Origin of the sequence: Synechococcus sp. PCC 7336 (assembly GCF_000332275.1) — a bacterium.
Lineage (GTDB): Bacteria > Cyanobacteriota > Cyanobacteriia > Thermostichales > PCC-7336 > PCC-7336.
The window spans coordinates 52,604-69,825 of the sequence record NZ_CM001776.1; the positions used below are offsets into that span (position 1 = coordinate 52,604).

Annotated in this window: 15 protein-coding genes and 1 pseudogene; 5 read left to right on the forward strand and 11 right to left on the reverse strand. The window is 54.5% G+C overall.

All coding sequences use genetic code 11. The annotated features are described in order from the left end of the window. Positions 1 to 42: 42 nt before the first annotated feature. The 5 genes from SYN7336_RS27560 to SYN7336_RS00325 all read right to left on the reverse strand — a co-directional run bounded on the left by SYN7336_RS27560 (position 43) and on the right by SYN7336_RS00325 (position 7,162). Entirely contained in the window at positions 43 to 2,334 is a 2,292-nt protein-coding gene (locus SYN7336_RS27560; RefSeq protein ID WP_017323907.1) for an EAL domain-containing protein, read from the reverse strand. A gap of 136 nt (positions 2,335 to 2,470) precedes the next feature. After that, positions 2,471 to 4,627, reverse strand: coding sequence for a bifunctional diguanylate cyclase/phosphodiesterase (locus SYN7336_RS23765; RefSeq protein WP_051039690.1), 2,157 nt, complete (start codon positions 4,625 to 4,627; stop codon positions 2,471 to 2,473). A 530-nt stretch (positions 4,628 to 5,157) separates the two neighbouring features. Next, on the reverse strand, positions 5,158 to 5,586 hold the full coding sequence (locus SYN7336_RS00310) for a Fur family transcriptional regulator (protein ID WP_017323910.1): 429 nt from the start codon (positions 5,584 to 5,586) through the stop codon (positions 5,158 to 5,160). A gap of 115 nt (positions 5,587 to 5,701) precedes the next feature. Further along, a complete protein-coding gene (locus tag SYN7336_RS00315) occupies positions 5,702 to 6,676 on the reverse strand; it encodes an ion channel (RefSeq protein ID WP_017323911.1) in 975 nt (324 codons plus the stop codon). A gap of 198 nt (positions 6,677 to 6,874) precedes the next feature. Continuing rightward, the gene (locus tag SYN7336_RS00325) at positions 6,875 to 7,162 is read right to left on the reverse strand and encodes a hypothetical protein (RefSeq protein WP_017323913.1); all 288 of its coding nucleotides are present in this window, start codon (positions 7,160 to 7,162) and stop codon (positions 6,875 to 6,877) included. A 370-nt stretch (positions 7,163 to 7,532) separates the two neighbouring features. On the opposite strand from SYN7336_RS00325, the gene efp reads away from it, so the two are divergent. From efp to SYN7336_RS00340, 3 genes are all read left to right on the forward strand, one after another. Beyond that, a complete protein-coding gene (gene efp, locus SYN7336_RS00330) occupies positions 7,533 to 8,093 on the forward strand; it encodes an elongation factor P (RefSeq protein WP_017323914.1) in 561 nt (186 codons plus the stop codon). Between the two features lie 71 nt (positions 8,094 to 8,164). Next, complete coding sequence (gene accB, locus SYN7336_RS00335) at positions 8,165 to 8,683, forward strand: acetyl-CoA carboxylase biotin carboxyl carrier protein (RefSeq protein ID WP_017323915.1); 519 nt, start codon at positions 8,165 to 8,167, stop codon at positions 8,681 to 8,683. A 40-nt stretch (positions 8,684 to 8,723) separates the two neighbouring features. After that, entirely contained in the window at positions 8,724 to 9,608 is an 885-nt protein-coding gene (locus SYN7336_RS00340) for a shikimate dehydrogenase (RefSeq protein WP_017323916.1), read from the forward strand. Here the strand turns inward: SYN7336_RS00340 and SYN7336_RS00345 are convergent. Genes SYN7336_RS00345 through SYN7336_RS00355 form a run of 3 tightly spaced genes read right to left on the reverse strand, consistent with a single transcriptional unit; the run spans position 9,605 to position 12,315 of the window. Then, entirely contained in the window at positions 9,605 to 10,504 is a 900-nt protein-coding gene (locus SYN7336_RS00345) for a glycosyltransferase family 2 protein (protein WP_017323917.1), read from the reverse strand. The two genes, SYN7336_RS00340 and SYN7336_RS00345, sit on opposite strands and share 4 nt — an antisense overlap. 19 nt (positions 10,505 to 10,523) lie before the next feature. Further along, positions 10,524 to 11,111 carry a DapH/DapD/GlmU-related protein gene (locus SYN7336_RS00350; RefSeq protein WP_156819947.1) on the reverse strand — a complete coding sequence of 196 codons (588 nt, stop codon included), beginning with the start codon at positions 11,109 to 11,111 and terminating at the stop codon, positions 10,524 to 10,526. A gap of 22 nt (positions 11,112 to 11,133) precedes the next feature. After that, a complete protein-coding gene (locus tag SYN7336_RS00355) occupies positions 11,134 to 12,315 on the reverse strand; it encodes a glycosyltransferase (protein WP_017323919.1) in 1,182 nt (393 codons plus the stop codon). Between the two features lie 457 nt (positions 12,316 to 12,772). Here SYN7336_RS00355 and SYN7336_RS32865 point away from each other — a divergent pair. Beyond that, positions 12,773 to 12,892: pseudogene (locus SYN7336_RS32865) on the forward strand (transposase DNA-binding-containing protein); the annotation flags it as partial. A gap of 244 nt (positions 12,893 to 13,136) precedes the next feature. Beyond that, a complete protein-coding gene (locus SYN7336_RS23770; RefSeq protein WP_017323921.1) occupies positions 13,137 to 14,129 on the forward strand; it encodes an IS4 family transposase in 993 nt (330 codons plus the stop codon). A gap of 241 nt (positions 14,130 to 14,370) precedes the next feature. Here SYN7336_RS23770 and SYN7336_RS23775 read toward each other — a convergent pair whose 3' ends face one another. From SYN7336_RS23775 to SYN7336_RS00375, 3 genes are all read right to left on the reverse strand, one after another. After that, positions 14,371 to 15,285, reverse strand: a complete 915-nt coding sequence (locus tag SYN7336_RS23775; RefSeq protein WP_017323922.1) for a Uma2 family endonuclease — start codon at positions 15,283 to 15,285, stop codon at positions 14,371 to 14,373. Positions 15,286 to 15,427: 142 nt separating this feature from the next. Continuing rightward, entirely contained in the window at positions 15,428 to 16,096 is a 669-nt protein-coding gene (locus SYN7336_RS00370; protein WP_017323923.1) for a hypothetical protein, read from the reverse strand. Then, a complete protein-coding gene (locus SYN7336_RS00375; RefSeq protein ID WP_017323924.1) occupies positions 16,090 to 17,217 on the reverse strand; it encodes a glycosyltransferase family 1 protein in 1,128 nt (375 codons plus the stop codon). Before SYN7336_RS00375 ends, SYN7336_RS00370 begins: the two co-directional genes overlap by 7 nt. Positions 17,218 to 17,222 lie beyond the last annotated feature (5 nt).

Genomic DNA, 17,222 nt, shown 5'->3' on the forward strand with positions numbered 1-17,222 from the left:
TGGGATGTCTTGGAATTCTGGGAAGCCGAGATCGTCAATCCTTCACCACTTTGGGTTGGAGGTGACTAAATCCCACATCCGATCGCCCTCCAAAGGTTGAGAAAAAAGATAGCCCTGACCCGATTCGCAGCCAATCGCCCTCAGCAACGAGAGCTGCTCGGAGGTTTCAATCCCTTCTGCTGTGACCGATAGGCCCAACTGCTGGGCCAAAGTAGCAATGCTGCGGACAATGGAAAGACTTTTGCCCCCCCGTTGAATGTTGCTGACAAACGAACGATCGATTTTCAGACTGTCCACCGGAAAGCCATACAGGCTGGTCAAAGAAAAGTAACCCGTACCAAAATCGTCAATTGCGGCGCGTACCCCCAGCTTTTGAAGCTGCTGCAGCGACTGGGCAATCCGTTCTCCCCCGCCCGCGATCGCCCCTTCCGTAAACTCAATCTGCAAGTTCCTGGGGCTAATAGCCAAACGATTCAAGGCCCGATCGACTTGCGATGGCAAATTGGGGTTTTGCAGTTGTCGCGCCGAAAAATTGAGCGAGATTGGGGGCAATGCAACTGTGGGAAACTGCTGCTGCCACTGTTGCAATTGCTGGCAGACTTCCCGCAGCATCCAGTTATCGATCTCGGTCACCAATGTGGAATCTTCCGCGATCGGCAAAAACTCTCGCGGCGTTAGCAAGCCGCGCTGGGGATGCTGCCAGCGAACCAATGCTTCCAGACCTTCAATCTTGCCCGTGCGAAACGAGATCGTGGGCTGGTAAAACACCCGCAATTGTCTCTGGGCGATCGCCTTGCGCAAATCGGTTTCTAGCTGCAATTGTTCGATCGCCTGCTGGTGCATGAGGGGATCGAACAAAATGTGCTGAGATTTGCCCGCATCTTTTGCCCGGTACATGGCAATATCGGCGTCCCGCAGCATTTCGTCGGGAGCCTCGTAGATAGAGGACCAGAGGACAATCCCAATGCTGGTGCTGGTAAAAACCTCTTGGCCCGCCAACTCAAAGGGGGCTGCTAACTTGGCCTGAATGCGATTGGCCACTCGAATGGCATCTTTGGGGTACTGGATATCTTCCAGTAGTAGGGTAAATTCATCTCCCCCAAACCGCGAGAGCGTATCCTCTGGACGCAGGCAGGTGGCAAATCGGCGAGCCGCTTCCACCAGCAGGCGATCGCCCATATTGTGGCCCAAACTGTCGTTGACCAATTTGAAGCCATCGAGATCTAAAAATAAGATGGCGAATAAATAGTGCGGATTGCGTTTGGCCCGCCGTACCGAATGTTCTAGCCGATCGAGAAACAGGGCGCGGTTGGGCAGCCCCGTCAAAATATCGTGAAAGGCACTGTATCGCAGTTGTTCGGCCACCTGCTTGCGCCTCGAAAAAGTGGCGATCGCATTGCCGAGCTTACCCAACCAATCGAGTGATTGAGGCTTGGGTTGAATCACTTCGGGGTGAGCTAGCGTCAGGGTGCCAAACAATTTGCGATCGACCTCGATCGGCAAACAGATTGCCGTTTGAATCTCTGCACGACTCAACAGAGGGGAAACGTGGGCCGAGTCAGCGCGATCGCCCGAGAAGGTTTCGACCATGACCTCTCCAGACAGAGCTGCTCGACCCGATAGATAATCTCGAGCTGAGACCTCCAGAGCCGTGTCGTCAGAATATTCCACCCCCTCTGCAGCCACGAACTTCATCATCTGCCGGTCGGGTATATATTGTTCGATCGCCACCATCGGGAATCCCGCAACCTCGCTCAGACTTTTGACCATACCTTTGAGGGCAACCTCAAACGAGGACGACTGAAAAGCCGCAGATGCAAGCGAATTTAAGGCTTTGAGCTGTTGCTGCTGGCGGTGTAGCAAGTTGAATTGCTCTTTGTATTGGCTGACATCCCGCACAATGGTCAGCAGCATCGGATTGCCCTTGACCTCAATAATTTCGACAGAGACTAGTCCCGTACGACGCTGCCCCTCAGCGGTCAGAAACTCCATCTCCCGACAGACGTGTGCTCCGCGAGCGTTCAGACTGCGGATGCTGCGGGTGTGCTTGCGGGCATCGACCCAGAGATTGAGGGCGGACATCGAACGGCCCACCAGAGCCTCTCGCGAATATCCGGTCAGCTTTGAAAACCCCGGATTGACGGCCAAGATCTTGCGGTCGGTGATGGTGGTTACAGCAATGCCATCTGGATTGTATTGAAATAACCTCGCAAATTGGCCTGCAGCCCGAACTAGCTCCGTCGCCTCGAAGGCCGGAGCATCCTCAGTCTCCGCTTGCGGAGGGTTGCCTACAATCGGGGCGTCATCATCCCAAGCTTGGGAACTTTTGGGCATCTTAACACCGTAAGAGCTGAGCGAATGTCAGTCAGTCTGTTGATGAGTTTATAACTAGAAGCTGTCGCAAGGGACTGAAATAATACAACACGAGTTGCGAATAATATACCAGAGGTGTATAAAAATTGGTAGCTCGTTATGTCTGAGGCTGAGCTCGAGCTGTCAGGAATGCTTCGATCCCCACACTGGGCAGCGGTTCGCTAAACCAAAACCCTTGCCCTAAGTCGCAGTGGGCAGCTTTTAAAAAATCGAGCTGCTGCTGAGTCTCCACCCCTTCCGCAACAACCTTTAAACCGAGTCCTCGACCTAGATCGATCGCCGAACGACCGATGAGGTCCGCACTTTCACAAGTACCGATATCGCAGATAAAAGAGCGATCGATCTTGAGGGAATCGCAGGGAAACTGCCGCAGGTAGCCGATCGAAGAGTAGCCCGTGCCAAAATCGTCGATCGAGATCTGTATCCCCATCGCCCTCAACTCTGCTAGGGTCCGAATGGTGCGGCTGGCATCTTGCATCGCGACACTTTCTGTGATTTCCAACTCTAGGCATTTGGGGGGCAGGCCAGTCTCCTGCAGAACTTGCGATGCCAGTGGAATTAACTGTGCCTGCTGAAATTCCCGAGCAGATAAATTCACTGCGATACGATCGAGCTCCAGACCCTGTTTCAGCCACGCTCGCAATTGAGTGCAAGCGGTCTGTAAAATCCATTCCGTCATCTCGGTAATCAGGCTGGTTTCCTCAGCAATCGGGATAAATTGGCCGGGTGACAGCAGTCCTACTGAGGGGTGGTGCCAGCGCAATAGCGCTTCGAGGCTAACGATACGCCCGGTCTGCAGTTCAATTTGGGGTTGGTAAAACAATTCCAACTCTCGATTTTGTACTGCTCGCCGCAAATCGTTTTCGAGGTATAGGCGGTTGGACGCCTTTACATTCATAGTGGTGCTAAAAAACTGGGCATTATTGCGACCGAGATCCTTGGCTCGATGGAGGGCGGCATCGGCATTCTGCAGCAGGGTTTGGGTGCAGGTACCGTCTTCTGGATACAGGGCAATACCGATGCTGCAGGTAATGTGAAAATCGTGCCCTTCGCAGGGGAGCTGGGTTTCAAACGCACGCAGAATACTCTGTACCTTTTCAACCACTGGCTCGGCGGCTTGACTTTGGGACAGCATCAGGGTGAATTCATCTCCTCCCCAGCGAGCCAAGATATCGCCTTCACCGACACAATCAGTCAGTCGGACTCCGACTTCTTTCAAGAGCTCGTCTCCGGTACCGTGCCCTAATGAGTCGTTAATGGTTTTGAAGCGATCGAGATCGATAAATAGGACAGCCAGTTTACTGTGCGTTTGATGAGCTCGGGAGATAGCTTGGGTGAGGCGATCTTGAAATAGGACGCGGTTGGCCAGTCCGGTGAGGGCGTCGTAGTAGGCCATATATTCGATCGTTTCGCGATCGCGCTTGCGGGCAGTGATATCTTCGATAGCCCCTTCAAATCCCTTCAAGGCACCGTTACCATCGCGAATGGCGCGGGCATTCTCGCAGGCCCAGATCGTGGAGCCATCTCGACAATACAGCTCGGCTTCGAATCTCCTCACCACATCATCTCGGGAAATCGTGCGAATAAATTCGCATCTTCGATCGGGGCTAACGAACAACTGCTCTATCTCGGTAATGGTATCGAGCAATTGTTCGGGCGAGTTGTAGCCGAGCATACGAGCCAGCACGGCGTTAGCCGAAATAAATTTTCCCCCCGAGCTAGTCCGATAAATTCCCAGAAAGCCATCGAAGAAGCTGGGCGATGGGCAAACAGCCGCATTTGGATTGCTGGGAGGTTGAATATTCTTACGGGCAAGCTGCTGGATAACAATGACAACCGCTTCCGCGAGCTCTTGTGTGTTGAGGTGGCGATCGTAATACAGCGTACATACAGCGTCTACTGTGGTGTCGCCGATAATGGGGATGCTCAGTTCTAGCTCGGCTTCGGCTAAGCGGGTCAGTTGACTCGCGCTGCTATCAGTTTCGCCATCGATCGCCCTGACTAGCTGCGGTTTGCAAGTCGCCCGAGCTTGCCCGGAGCTGCCTGCATCAAGCGGGCGCTCGGCAGCCTGCTGGAGATGTCGAATGGCGGCTACCGGACAGTTTTTCCCGAACCAAACTTCACGTCGCACCTGTACGAGGCGATCGCGATCGCAGTGCCACAACTCAGCACAGATACAACTCAATGACTCGCAGAATTTCTGCAAGGAAAGCTCCCTAGCCACGAGGGTGGATAAAGACCGTAATTCGTCCATAACAAATGGCCGATCTCGCGAACTGCGAGATTCAATGAGTTTACTTGGCTTTGAGAGTTAATTATAATAGTCAATAATTTTTTCGCTTCTCTTTTAATGGAAGAATTATCAACTTCTATTAAATTGGTGGCAGTCAATTATGTGAAAACACGGAAAACATAGACTGTCTCTCCATTTCGATGAGAAGATCGGCAGTACAATCACTAGTATCTACAGACCCTATGAGATGATTTAAAGTAAATATAATTTGTTTCTGGATTTGATTTGACTTGACAACAATCTTCTCATAAAGTTTGCCTTCGAAGATTGGCGATCTCAACGAGCATTTACGAAATTACCGATCGCGTTTCAAATTGAATTGGCTCGAAGAAGCGAGAGGCTGCGAGCTCGAGTTAGCCCAGATTTGCTCGCAATTGTCAGTACCGAGCAGCTCCATCCTCAAAATGCTGGACCCAAGCAAAGCAAAAAGCAAGTGTGTGTTCGGCTGGCGTCGCGTCGAACGATGAAAGGTTTAAAGGTGGAAGTGCAAATTAGTTCCGAGGCCCATTGGGAACGCCGAAGAAATCGATGCGGTAGTTGGTAATTTTCATCCCAGTTTTGGCTTCCACTTGCTGGAGAACCTCAGCGGGTAACTCGAGATCCACATCCACAATGCTATCGGTTTCGAGGCAGTTAATGTGGCTGTGCATGTCGTTGCGGCTGCCGTACCGACGGCCTTCCGCCCGATCGATGCATTCAATCACGCCGTGGGCGGAGAGGGCCTCTAAATTCTGATAGACCGAGGTATGGCCGATGGGCTTGTCTTTTTGGTTGAGGCGATCGTAGATCTCGCGAGCAGATAGATGCTCGTGCGATTGCCACAGGAGTTCGAGAATGTAGCGACGCTGGCGACTCAAGCGCAGGTTTTGCGCTTGGCATAGGGCCAAGGCATCTTCGAGGGATTGGGCTAGTTCAGTCATTGCAATATAATTTGACACACACTCTAGACTCGATCATACCCGATCTTGAAGTTGTTACGACTTTTAGATAGGATTCTGCCCTCTATGACGAATTCTGCCCAATCGCCGAGGCTCGCTAAGCAGCCCGTTCGGAGGGATGCTGTTCCCCCTCGGGAATGACATCGTGAAAGTGGAGATAGTTTACGACACGGCGACCGTCAGGTCTAGTGGAGAACACATCGATAAAGCGATAATTCCAAAAAATTTCGCTGGAGAGGTATGAGTGACGGGCATGAATGGTTTGGGAAAAGGTCTCGTCTAACCCCGTCAGCGTTGCAATAATTTCTCCATCCAGCTTCGATAGCTTAGCTCGATCCATACCGTACAGGGGACTGGCGCGATCGATCGCGTGCATAACGGTCCAGGTGAGAGCAAAAATGGGCGTTTGCGATCGCACTAAGTCGAGGCTGTGAAAGCGATACATCAACTGTCCCTCTTCACTCACCTCCCGCAGCAGCAGCGTCAGCATAATTTGCCCTTCTAGAATCTGATTGCGCCGCTGATTGCGCATTCGAAACATCAATGTCGGCACGCCATTGTAGCGAGACACCGTTGCTACATCGCTGAAAATCACCCGTGCGGTCGGACGCGACACCCGCGCAAACACAATCCCGGTGATAGTGGCCAAACCCAGCAGCCCCACCAACGACTCTAGTGTGACGATTAGATCGGTATAAAAACTGTCTGGATGCATGGCACCGTATCCCAACGAGGCCATCGTTTGCACGCTAAAGAAGAATGCATCCCAAAACGATCCCGGCTCTGCTCGCGCGATCGCATTGCCCCCCGCTAAATAAAGCAGGGCAAATATCCCATTGGCCCCCATGTAGATAAAAAATACCAGCCCAAAAAAACCCATCCAGGGCATCGTCAGCAATAGGTGGTACAGATCGCTCAAATGGGAATGATCTTCTCCCACTTCAATAACGTTGGGCAAGCCGGAGCGCGTGACCACCCGCTGCTCGAAATGAGGCCCTGCGGGATCTAGGAGTTTGGGAAGTCGCGCGCGGAACTGGACCAGTAGTTGGCGGATAAATGACCGAGACCGCATGGCAAAGTTGGCTGAATTAATATGTCGATCCTGCCAACTAGAATGGCGATCTACAAGAGGGCTGCAGATTGTTAGAGGAGATGAGGTCGATCGACCCTACTCTCGCCAAGAAAAAAAGCCGGGCTTGACTAAACCCAGCTTTAAGCTCACTGCATTATCGATCGACAGCTCGGGATGGCTGCAATTTTCGGTCAAACTCTAATTCTCTACAGTGCGCAAATCGTCGAGGCGATCGAGCAAGGGAGCGCTCTTCGATTTTTCAGACAAAGATGCTGCAGGATCGTTAGAAGCCACTTCAACAGCAGTGGAACGGCTGCTTGGCGTTGGGGTGAAGCTATCAATGCCGCCATTAATGGTGGCGTTAGAACGTAACTCTTGCAGGCGTAAGAGAATTGGGGGGGTAGCGCTAGCAGGAGCAGCGGCCAAGAGAGAGGTCGCACTGGCGATCGCTGCGGCTGCGAAAAGAAGGTTACGAGTGATTTGCATGACTGCGCTCCTGAAAAACCAGAGATGGGTAAGAATACGTTTCAAAAAAGCTTTAGAGCTTTGGCCCACTCAAATGCTGTGCAGAGCAATTTTGGGGGGACAACAATAAATCTTTTTCGATTGCAGTTTGATTAAACAATCGCCCGCTGAGATGAGCCTTTAGTCTAGCGCTAGGTCATCTGGCAAATCAGTGAAGGCATTCTCATCTTTGCTTCAGTCTCAACTCACTGGCTGGAAAAGCTCTCGACCTAACGCAGGCAGAAGTATTAACTGTGACAGACGCTTGGCACAGACGGCATCGACCTGGCTCGGTTGAGAGTCCGCCACGGGGTACAATTGGTCCGATTGCACCCTGGAACGTCGCCACACCATGATTTCTAGCAACGATTTTCGGACAGGCACCTCCATTGAGCTGGATGGCAGCCCCTGGAAAGTGCTCGAATTTTTGCATGTGAAACCGGGTAAGGGGTCTGCCTTTGTGCGGACGAAGCTCAAAAACATGCAAACTGGGAATGTGATGGAAAAAACCTTCCGGGCGGGGGAGATGGTGCCCCAAGCCAATCTCGAAAAAGTGGACATGCAGTATCTCTATAAAGACGGGGATGACTATGTGTTTATGGATATGGAGTCTTACGAGCAGAGTCCATTAACTGAGGCGCAAATTGGAGAGCAAATTAAATACCTCAAAGACGGTATGGATGTGGCCATCCTACGTTGGAACGAGCTGGTGATTGCAGTGGAGTTGCCCAATACGGTGGTCTTAGAAGTGGTCGAAACCGATCCTGGCGTTAAAGGGGACACCGCAACTGGCGGCACCAAGCCAGCCAAACTGGAAACTGGAGCTGAGATTCAGGTGCCCCTGTTTATCAAGATTGGCGAAACGATTAAAGTGGATACCCGTAACGATTCTTACCTAGGTCGCGAAAACTAGTCGATCCCGGTCCAGTTCCGCAGTACGGTCGTTGAATCTATTCAGAGCTTTGCACGCTTATTGTCCGGCATATGGAGAGCAGTTCATCCTTGAATTCAGTTAATTGGCAGGAGATTCGCAATCTGCTTGCGGCGATCGACCAATCCGATGTGGTCGAGTTTTCGTTAGAAGTTCAAGACTTTAGCCTTTCGATCCGCAAACCCGATCGCAGTACGGCTGCGAACGCGCCATCGGCACCGGCTCTGCAGCCCGCTGACGAGTCGACATCTACTGTTGTTTCTTCCCCCCCCATTCCAACAGAAGTTGCTACTCCGACCGCTCCCAGCCCAGCTAGTCAGCCTACCGATCGCTGGATTCCGGTGACGGCCCCGATGGTGGGTACGTTTTATGAAGCATCCGCTCCTGGAGAACCACCGTTCGTGAGTCCTGGCGATCGCGTCACTGTGGGCCAAGCGGTTTGCATTATCGAAGCAATGAAGTTAATGAACGAGCTGGAAGCTGAGGTGGCAGGCACGATCGCCGAAATTGTGGCCAAGAATGCCGAACCGGTCGAGTTTGGCCAAGTGCTGATGTATATCGATCCCGCTTGATGGCGATCGCCCTGCGAGACTCACCGCTCAATCTGACTCTGTGACTGCAACTCCCCTCTCGATCGACGGTGCCACTCAACTTTTGGGTTTGATTGGCAATCCCGTGGCCCACAGTTTGTCTCCAGCCATGCACAATGCAGCACTGGCTCGGATGGGCGTCAATGCAGTTTACTTGCCCTTGCCCGTAGCCACGGAAGGGGTCGGGGCAGCCTTAGCTGGATTGGCGGCGATTGGAGTGCGGGGCATCAACGTCACCATCCCCCACAAACAAACGGCGATGCCGTTTTTGCAAGAGGTTTCCGCTAGGGCACAACAGGTAGGGGCCGTGAATACGATCTACCCGCTCTCTGGTGGCGGCTGGGGGGGCACGAATACGGATGTGAGTGGCTTCCTTTATCCGCTGCAGCAACTCGATCGCCCCTGGTCGGCGTCAACGGCCATAGTGCTGGGTTCGGGTGGAGCGGCGCGGGCCGCCATTCAGGGGTGTTTCGAGCTTGGGTTCGCTCGGGTGGTCGCTGTAGGTCGATCTCGCGATCGCCTGCTGTCCTTAACCCGAACCTGGTCCCAATTGCAAACCGCCACCTGGGACGAGCTCGCCGCTCTCCTGCCCGAAACCCTGTTAATCGCGAACGCCACCCCGATTGGCATGCAATCGGAGTCCGATCCCGCCGAGATCGCCAGCACCCCCCTCTCCCTCGAACACCTGGCACGGTTACCGAGAGAGGCGATCGTCTACGACTTGGTCTATATTCCCAAACCGACGGCGTTGCTCAAATATGCTGCTGCCCGCGAACTCGTTGCCATCGACGGGTTAGAGATGTTGGTACAGCAGGGGGCGATCGCCCTGTCCCTGTGGCTGGGCGGGCGAGAGGTGCCGGTGGAGGTGATGCGTCGAGCGGCTTTGGCCCATCTCGGGCTGGATTAAGCCGATTCTTGCTGGGGCTGCGAGGTCGATTCGAGCGGATCTTGCCGATCTTGCTGCATGTGCAGTTCCACCAGCTTGGCATCGACTAAAAAGCGGAACCAGAAGGATTGCAGAACGTGGAAAATCAAGCCTGCCCGCCCATCTAAAAAGCCGAGACGCAGGAAGTAGCTGTAGAAGAAGAAGAGAAACGGACGCAGTAGAGGCGGGCTCTTGTACCAGATATTATTTTTGAGCCAGCGCTTTTTCATGCGGATGTCCCCGCGCAGAGTCGCCGGTAACGTTTGGGCCTCCTCTTTGGCCTGGGAGATCCTGCGGTTGACTTCGGCGGCTTCGGCAGTGGACCAGCGGTTGTGGGAGGCGGTCCAGGTTTCGAGGCTAGTGAGCTGCAGATCTAACATCGTGCCTGCGAGTTTGCGGGTGGCTCCCGGCACAATGTAGTGCTGGTCGTAGAGACGTTCTTCACACTGACCGCACTTGGCCCGAAACAGGCGCAGGTGCCAACTGGGATTGATGTTGCCGTAGCGAATGGGTTTGCCTAGAAAGTAGGAGAGCCGCCGAATCAAGTAGCCATCCACATCGGGCTCTGAATCGCTGGCCTTCAGTTGGCGAATACTGGCCGCCAGTTCGGGCGAGATTACCTCGTCGCTGTCGAGATGCAAGACCCAATCCTCTGGGGCCAAGTTGGCATAGTCCTGAGCCCAGTTGCGCTGTTTGGAATAGTTTTTGAATTCGTGTTGCACCAGCTCGCAGCGATAGGAGCGAACGATATCGAGGCTGCGATCGCTGCTGTAGGAGTCCACTACCAGAATGCGCGCAACCAGTTCCTGACAGGATTCGATCACCTGGGCGATCGAAGCTTCGGAATTAAACGTCAAAACAATGGCAACGATATTCATATGCGCCTTCTAGACATCATTAGCAATCGATCGCTTCTAGGACTCCCTCAAACTGGCGAGGCTTGACGGGCTTGCAGGGATTGCCCGCGCAGACTTGCCAGGAGGGTAAATCTTTAGTGACCACCGAACAAGCCCCCACTAAAGCTCCGTCCCCCACCGTCAGTCCCGGCAGCACAAATGTTCTAGCCCCTAAGAAGACATCCTTACCGATCGCAATTTTGGCGGTCATGAGGGGATAGCTACGGATGGAGAAATCGTGGGTGCCCGTACATAAATAACATTCTTGAGCGACAACAGTCCGTTCTCCCAGTTCAATTTCGCCGAGGGAATAGAGATTGGCCCGATCGCCGATACAAGCGCGATCGTGCAAAGTCACATGCCAGGGGATTTGAATGCGGGCTCTTTGGTGGACAAAGACCGACCCCATCACTTTGCAGCCAAATCGTTTCAGCACCCAGACTCGCCAGCGATTCAGGGGTTTTGGCGTCCAGCTACACAGCAGCGTCCAGCAGGTGGCCCACAACAGCACTCGCAAGCGATGGTGCAGCGGCCAAGGGGAATTGAGGGAATGCTTGGATGCGTGAGTTTGGAATTGAGTAGCGTCCATCATGACCCACTAACTGCTTGCATTATCTGACGTCGGCGATCGCTTCGCACTGGTCAGGTGTTCCCTCGATCGCCGCGACTAGATCGCGGGCGGCCTGACTGATTTCAAATCGCTTGAAAAAACTTTGCTGTGCCAGTGTTTGCATCTGTCGTCGTTCGGACTCATCCAGAGCCAGCCACTGCTGCAACAATTGCAGGGTGCCCTCCAGCGTGTCCTCCGCTGCCAGCCCCGCCCGATCTGCGACAATTTCCCGCCAGATGTTCACCTGTGTGGAGATCAGCACGGGAACTTGACAGGCCATCGCTTCCACCACGGCAATGCCGAAGTTTTCTTGATGGGAGGGTAACACAAAGGCTTCAGCAGCTCGTATCGCCCCCCATTTGGCATCATCCGACAACATCCCAGTCCAGGTAATGCGGGCGGCAATCCCCAACTGTCGGGCTCGTTCCTCAAGCTGCGCTTGCCAGTCCACTTTGTCCGGTCCTGCCATCACTAGGTGCAAGCGATTGTCGCTGCTGGCGACTGTGGCAAAGGCTTCAATTAGCAGATCGCAGCCTTTTTTGGGGTGGATGCGACTGAGGAATAGGAGTAAGCGGCGATCGCGCAGTTGTGGGAAGCGATCGAAGAATGCCTGTTTCTGCCGTTCTGGCTCATTGGGAGGGGTGCGGGTGCCGTAGTTCACCACCACTTCGTTGCAGTGGTAAAGCCCAAACGATTCTCGTGCCAATTGCCGTTCCTGCTCGCAGGTGAACAACACCGCCCGAGCATCCCGCAGGACGCGATATTCACCCCAAGGCCAGTACAGCCATTTTTTCAGGTGTTTGAGGGGATAGCGTCGCTTGAACCAGGGGTCTAACATGCCGTGGGGAAAGACAAAATAGGGGATATCGCGATCGCGCAGCACCTGCCAGGTGCCGAAGCCGCTATACTGCCACAGCCCCCGCACGATCGCGCAGTCGTAGTGGCCGACATTGGCCTGCAGCCAAGGTACGAACTTGGGGGCATAGGCATAACTGGTTTTCCCCGGTCCCAAAGCATAAACGGGGTAGTCTAAAGCCTGCAGCCAAGGGGCATCGGGGGCGTCTAGGCTGGCGAGTTCGATCTGGTGGCCCAGATCGGACAGAGCGCGGCTGGATTGACGCACATTTTCGGCGGGGCCGCCGCCGTCAGGATCGAGGGAGGTGATGATTTGTAGAATTTTCATGGCGATCGCGGGGCTTGTCCTATTTAACTTTCCAATGGTTTTCTAGCAATGACATGACTTGGAATGAAAAAAAGTACAGGTAAGAGTAGATTGACCCTCCTTCAAAAACCCGACCTAGCTGAGGCTGAGGTCGGGTGCAAGTGAGTTGAATGGAAGGTTAGAGCTCGACTTTAGCAATATGGCTCATTGCTTCCCAGTTGTCGTCGATCGCCGTCCAGATAGAGTGGTGCTCTCAGTATGGCTCGGACCAACCTGGGCGGCCCCTTTGCAACAGGATTAAAGTGGCCAAACGGCACATTGCTTTGACCTGAGTTCGATGGCGCTGCATTGCCCTCACCCCCGGCCCCTCTCCCAATTTTGGGCTATCCATTAGGCACAAGTCGATGGAGAGCTTACTGTGACTGGATTATAAACTGCAGTAGAGACTGAAGCAGTTGTAGCCGGAGGGAGAGAAACCATGCAAGATTGGGTCAGCCAAGAAATCAACCCGATCCACTTCGCCGATTTGCGACATGCAAAGCGGTTGGGGCAGATCGTCACAGACTTGAGTGAGCAGCCCACAGCGAGCGTGCCTCAGGCGAGTGGGAATGCCTCAGTGGCCCAAGGAACCTATCGATTTTGGGCCAACCCGAAGGTGAGCACGAGCAGCATTCTGGACAGTCATCGTGATGGAGTGGTCAGGCGGGCCCTCACGGGCAAGACGGTGCTGGCCATTCAAGACACAACGGATTTCGACTTCACCACTCACCCCCAGACCGAAGGGCTGGGCTTCATCAATCAAAGCCATCAACAGGGAATCAAAGTCCACAGGTTGTTTTGCGGTGAGCGGCGAGGGAGAACCCTTAGGTCTGTTGAGTCAATTCATCTGGAATCGCAAACAGCGGCGCGGGAAGAAAGAAAAACGCTCAGTGACTCCCATCGAGCAAAAGGAAAGCTATCGCTGGATAGCAACTCTCGCAGCCGTAGAGCGAGAGCTCGCGGGCCAAGAGCAAGTGGTTCATATTGGCGATCGAGAAGCAGACATCTTCGAACTGTTTGCCCATCCCCGTGCGGACAACAGGGAGTTACTCATCCGCGCAAGGCACAATCGCAAACTTAGCCACGAGCTGGGCAAGTTCATCCCCACCCTCGAACAAGCCCCAGTCTTGGGAGCGATGAGCCTGCAAGTGCAGCGTAATCCCAAGCGAGCGGCCCGCATTGCCCAGTTGCAGGTGCGGGCGATGGCGGTGACGCTGGAGGTGCCATCGCATCACCTCAAAGCCGCGAGCTTAGAGCCCGTGCGCCTCAATGCCATCTTCGTGGAAGAAACCGTCCCCCCTGATGATGGCGCTCAGCCGATTCGCTGGGTTCTGCTGACCAGCTTGCCAGTTGAGAGCTTCGAGCAGGTCTGTCAGTGCATCCGCTGGTATAGCTACCGCTGGCTGATTGAGCGGTTTCACTTCACCCTCAAAAGTGGCTGTGGCATCGAACAGCTCCAACTGCAAAGCTATGAGCGCTTGCTCAAGGCTCTGGCAACCTACAACGTTGTAGCTTGGCGATTGATGTGGCTGACCTACCGCGCTCGACTCACCCCGCAAGCCTCCTGTGAGCTCGTTTTACAGCCTGCTGAATGGCGGCTGTTACGACGCAAGTTTGTGCCGAAAAGTCGCTCTCAAAAGCCACCCACTCTGCAACAGGCAATGCTGTGGATTGCTCGATTGGGAGGCTTCTTGGCTCGCAAGGGCGATGGCAACCCTGGATTGAAGACGCTTTGGCGAGGGCTGACCAAACTCCACCATTTGCTTGAAGGGGCTCAACTGGCTTCTCAAAGCTAGTGCCTGTCTATGGTTCAGCTACTTTTGCCTAATGGATAGCAATTTTGGGAGAGGGGAGCAACAGCCTCAAACCCGCAATCTACCGTTCTGTTCCCCTTCCCCCAAAATTACGGCTGACGCCACGCTTCGCGAGGGGGGAAGGGGTTAGGGGATGGGGGCCAGACACCTGCCAAACGGCACATTGCTTTGACACGGGTGGATTAAAGCGGCTGGAAATTATTGGGATTGGTATTTTCACGAGTTAGAGCGTATTTGGATCGATTCCCTTCTGTCGGAGTTTGTTCAGCAAGTGTTCGCGCAACTGTCGTTCCCGTTCGGCCCGTTGACTTTCCTGCTCAGCTCGCTGGCTCTCCTGCTCGGCCCGCTGGCTCTCCTGCTCGGCCCGCAAAGCTTCCTGCTGAGCCAGTAATGCTTCCCGTTCAGCGCGCTGGCTTGCCTGCTGAGCCTGTCGCAATGCTTCTCGTTCAGCGCGTTGGCTTGCCTGCTGAGCCCGTAAAGCCTGTTCAGCCCGCAAAGCTTCCTGCTCCGCCCGCAGGTTCTCCCGCTCGGCAACCTCTGCAGGTGCCGTCAATCGATTCCCCTCTCGATCGTACCAGTACAGCCACTCTCTCTGGCAATTTCTGTAGGTGCCAAACTCTCTGCCCAAGCCCAGGCCAATCTCGGGCAACCAAACGGGATCGCCCTCCAGCAAGACATAGCGATCGCCTTCCAATCGGTAAATCTCTAGGGGCTGACGCCGTTTTCGCCTGCAGTAAACGGGATTGTAGATGACGTAGTACAACACTCCGATACTGGCGTAGTCTGCCAGCTTGGAACCGTACTCTTGCCCGTAGCTGCGAGAGACGTATTCCACCACCAGAAGCGGGAGTGCGCCCTCATGCCAGACCACATAGCTCTGTCTGCCGTCCGAGCGATCGAACTGTTCCACCCCCAGACTCAAAAACCCATCCGGGACAATAGCAGGTGTATTGAGTTTGTAATAAACCCCTAAGTTGATGCCCCAGAACCAATCGCTGCGATCGCGCCAGTGCCAAGCGAGGATGTCGCCCAGGAGGCTGGCGACGAGCGTTTGCAATTCGCTATCCACAGGGGCAAAGTCAGTTTCGGGCAGTTCGTCTTGAGTGGGGAGGTGTTGCCGGGGGTTGAACTGTACCATCAGGCCCGCTCCGCGCCGATCTCACTCTATCGTAGCGCTAGCTGCAGTGTCGCTCCAGCCGAGCGCGCTAAACGGGTTACCTGCGATTGAACCAGGCCGAACGGAGGGGCGGGGTTCAAAAACGGGTCTTCTTGGGAGTCAGTCAATCCACAAAGCCGCGCTCCCGCGTGAAATACGGCAGCTGCGGATCTAACTCCTTCACCGCCGTGGCGGGAGTACCGCCGTAAAGCTGGTATGGCGTCTCGAAAGACTTATTCAAGAGGGATTTTGCCCCCAGAACGGAGTAATTGGGCAGTTGCGAGCCCCCCAGTAAGACGCAGTTGGTGCCCACAAAACAATAGCTGCCAATGTTGATGGGGGCACAGGATTGCCGGTTTTCCGCTAAATCGATGCTGTGGGTGAGAATTTGGGAGGCAAAGCCGGCGAAGGTGGAAAAACTGCCGATGCGAACGGCGTCGGTGCAATCGATGATGTGGCGATTGGTAATGGCGGCGTGGTCTTCCAAGACCAGTTGAGGCTTGCGATCGCTTTGACGGACGAAATGGTTTTTGTTGTCGGAAGGAAACCCCGTAATCCAATTGCCGCGACCGATTCTGGCAGATGCCCCCAGTTTGACCAAATCGAGGTTTTTACAGACGGTCAGATGGCTGATGGACGAGCCTGCAGCCATTTCGAGCCGCTTGGGCAAAACAAGTGCCAATCCAATCCGGGCTGTGGGATGAATCTCGAAGCCAAACCCGCAACACAACAGGCGGCGGCGCAGAGGCCAGGGCAACAGCCAACTGAGCAGGGTTAGCAGGACTTTCAACACGATGTCAGCTCCTCGTAGAGTGCAACATATTCGGCCACCATCCGATCGGGCTCGAACCGCTTGACATTCTCCAATCCCCGACGCACGTATTCCGAACGCACTTGAGGCTCGCAAAGCTGTAACACAGCCTCGCCAAAGGCCGCCCGATCGTCAATCGGGCAGACCATTCCAGCCTCGCCCACCACTTCCGGCAGGGCAGTGCGATCGCTACAAATCACGGGACAGCCGCAGGCTTGTGCCTCGATCGCAGGCCAGCCAAATCCTTCTGACTTGGAGGGAAACAGCAGGGCAAATGCGCGGTTGTAGAGGGCTTCCAAACAGTCGTTAGAGGGTTTGGGGACTTGCACGACGCGATCGCTCAACTGGAGGTGCTGCACCATCTCAGACAGGGATTCATTGAGGGGGGCACCGGCAAATACGAGATTGCCCGACCAGCGATCGCAGATGTCGGCAAAACTCTTCAGTAAACCGTCGCGGTTTTTGCGCGGCAGGTTGGAGCCCACGTGGAGGAGGAAGGGCTGGGAGCGATCGAGCTGCTCTAGGGTGGAGAGTCTGCCCTCCACCTGTTCGGGAGGGAGTTGCCGGTAGTTGTGGTTCAAGGCGTTGAGGATCGTGCGGATTTGGCCCCGAGGGTTGTGCTGACCCACCCAAGTTCGAGCGTCATTGGCCGTATATTCGGAGACGCAGGCGATCGCCCGCGATCGCCGCAGCCCCGACAAGATCCACCGCTGCAGCAGCTTGCCAGCAAATGAGGCCGAACAGGCAGCCTCCGCATCCCCCCAGGCCCCTCGAATCGCGAGTAAATCGTGGCAGGTGATGACATGGGGAATGTTCTGCAGAACCCCAACATAGGCAGCGTTGGAATGATCGCAAATATGAACCACATCCGCCCAATCGAGCTGGCCTCGCAACTGCTGTGGAAAGATTGCAAACTTATCGATATAGCCCAACCATTTATTCCATCCGGTCGGAGCCGCATCTTTGGCCGCAAACCTGGGCTCGGGGTAGATGGGGCGAACCTCGTGCCCCAGCCGGACTAAGCCCTCCTGCATCATGCGGGCAAAGCGCCGCATACTCTCCTGGCGATCGGGAGGGTAGTTAGCCACGAGCAAAACATTCATCAGGA